This window comes from Xenorhabdus sp. KK7.4, assembly GCF_963876465.1.
GTDB lineage: Bacteria > Pseudomonadota > Gammaproteobacteria > Enterobacterales > Enterobacteriaceae > Xenorhabdus > Xenorhabdus stockiae.
On record NZ_CAWNQF010000134.1, the window covers coordinates 1 to 3136 of the forward strand.

Genomic DNA, 3136 nt, shown 5'->3' on the forward strand with positions numbered 1-3136 from the left:
CACCTTATCGGCAATAACCAACTGGGGCCGGAGCTGACCCTGGCGCTGGCATACAGCCCGCTGAATTCAGCGGATATCGGCTTTGGCATCGGTTTTTCCCTCGGGCTGACCCACTACGACAGTGACACAAAAATGCTGCAGCTCTCCACCGGCGAACGCTATAAAGTGGATGAAACGGATAAGGCGGTGACCTTACTCCAATACAGGCAGGATGTGGTGCGGTTTGAAAAAAACGGGGCGGAGGATGCGTATCAGGTGATCCATAAATCCGGTCAGGTGGAGATCCTCTCCGGGCCCAAAAATGCCTTTAACCTGAAAGTCCCGGTGAAGATCCTGAATCCGCTGGGGCACAGCCTGCAGCTGGAGTGGGATTATACCGCCGGCGCCGTGCCCCACCTGACGGGGATTTACGATCTGGATAAAAAACACCGGGCGCTGCTGACCGTTAAGACAATACCGGGGGTGGCGACCCGGCTGACCGTCTGGCCCGGCATGTCGGAAATGTATGAAATTGAACTGGCGCTGCATAACGGTTGGGTGAGTACCATCACGAACCTGACGGCCGGGCAGACGTTGATCTGGTCACTGGGCTATGACCTGCACTGCCAGTTTTTAAACCGGGTGACGGCCCCGACCGGTTTGCTGGAGGCGGTGACGTATACGCAGGACGGCCACCGTTTTCCGGCTAAAGGGCCGGCGGCCGCCTTGCCGTATGTGACCCGTTACAGCCAGTCATCCGGTCTGGAGGGCGCCAGTGTCCGCACGTATACCTATACCAAGAACAACTTTCTCGGCAGCGGGACGGGGGGCGACTGGAGCCGCAATCAGGATTACCTCTACGGGGTACTGTCCGATTATCAGTACGGCTCCATCGAACGCTGGGACAACGGGCAGGCGGTCCGGGAAATTACCCGGCGCTACAATAATTACCATCTGCTGGTTTCAGAAAAGGTAGAGCAGAACAACTGTATACGTCAGCATGAAACGGAGTATTACGCTCAAATCGGGGCGGAGTTTGCGCAGCAGCCGCCCCAGTTTCAGCTGCCCAAATCGGCCACGGTCCGCTTTATTGCCGGCAACGGCCAGCGGGAGGAGGTGACCCGGACGGAGTTTGATGCGGCCGGCAACCCGACCCTGCAGATTGCCCCGGACGGCACCCGCACTGTGTGGGTCTATTACCCGGCCAAAGGAGAGGTGACGCGGCTGGATGACGATTGCTACGGCTGCCCGGCTGACCCCCACGGGTTTGTCCGTTACGTGAAATCGAAAACGGTGACCCCGGGCGTGGCTTCCCCGATTGGGGCCTATGACGATGCGCCGGGGCATGAGGTGATTTACCGTTATGATTCCCTGCCCACGCTGCCGGGGACCGCGACCAAAGCGGCGGTGGTGCGGACGCAGCAATGTCTGTTCCGGGTGGACCGGCATACCGGACAGCGCCAGTTGTTGCACACGCATCAGACCGGCTATGTCAGCCGGCCCCGCTCCCGCCACTACGGGCGGGTAGATAGCCTTACGCAGACGGTGTATGACGGGCAGAACGCCGGTCAGGGATATACCCAGCGACAGGTCTTTCACTATCATCTGGATAAACAGCACCTGAAACAAACCACGCACTGGACGAGTGAGTATGACGGTCTGACGGCTTCCAGCGTGCAAATCCACTCCTGTTTCAGCCGTAAAGTGGGGTTTGAGCAGGACCACCAGGGCTGTACCGCGCTGTATGAGTATGATGCGTTTGGCCGCCTGTCGAAGCAGCTGAATAATGCCGGGACGGCATACGCCCGCGACATTGAATATGCCTACACCATTGAACAGGCCGGCGTGGTGGCGACCACCCAGAGCGATGTGCTGGGCAATCAGCACCGGACCTGGTTTGACGGACAGGGGCGGCGATGTAAGCAGGCTATGTTGCTGAAAGGGCAGGAAAAGGCGGACTGGCAAAAGGTGGCGGAGACGCAGCGGGACAGCTGGGGCCGGGTGGTGAACCAGACCCGGTATGACCGGTTACCGACCGGGAGCAACCCGGCGGAAACCGCCTGTATCGCGGTCAGCCAGCAGACAGATTATGACGACTGGGGACAGCCCTGCGTGATAACGGACGCGACGGGGACACGCCATGTACAGCATTACGACCCGGTGACCCAGATAGCGCAGCAAACCACTCAGGCCGGGGACCTGCCATTTGGCACCACGCAAACCCACTATAACGTGCGGCATCAGCCGCTGACGGTCACCCTGTTCGACCGTCAGCATAAACCGGTATCCCGGCAAAGCCACTGGTATGATGGGCTGGGCCGGTTACGGGCCACCCTGAATACACTGGGGCAGAAAACCGAATACACTTACGATGCCTTTAACCGGGTCGCGACCGTCCGCTACAGTGACGGCACGGTGGTACGGAAAACCTATGCGCCGTTCAGTTCCGCTCATTTAGTGGTCAGAATGGATGTGGACGGGCAAGTGCTCGGGGAGCGTGAGTTTGACAGTCTGGGGCGGGTCAAATCGAGCACGGTCGGTGGCCGGACGGAAAAGAACACCTATCAGGGCGTCAGCCCGCTGCCGGACACCGTGACAGATGCTGTGGGGCAGACGGTGACGATGCAATATGAGCCGCGGCTGGGCAATGTCCCTGTCCGTGTGGACGCCCCGGGCCTCACCCAGCAGTTTACCTATCAGGGGAAAAATGGGGCGCTGACCCGGTCGGAGGCGGTCGGACAGGCCACGTTGCAACGCTCTTATACGCCGGCGGGGCAGCTCAAAGAAGAAACGGTGAAGTTTGACGATGCGGGCGCCGGGCCGGCGCGCCGGGCCGTGTATCACTACACCCCGACCGGTCAGCTGACGGCCTGTCAGGATATGGCGGGGGTCGCGCACCGGCTGCAGTTTGATGGGCTGGGCCGGCCGGTGAAGGCGGTGGATGAGGCGGTGACGGTGACCCTCCGGTATGATGCGGCCGGGCGGACAGACCGCTGGACGGTGCAGGACAATGCCGGCCGGCAGCAGTTGGTGACAACCCTGATTTTTGATGATTTCAGCCGGGAAATTGAGCGGCGGATTGAAAGCGGGCCGGACAGACTGACCCTGAGCCAGACTTATACCCTGACCGGGCAACTGGCGAGCCGGACCACCGCGG

General features: G+C 60.5%; 1 pseudogene. It reads left to right on the forward strand.

Going from position 1 to position 3136, the window contains the following annotated elements:
• Positions 1-3136 (forward strand): annotated as a pseudogene (locus tag AACS90_RS21665) (hypothetical protein); the annotation flags it as partial.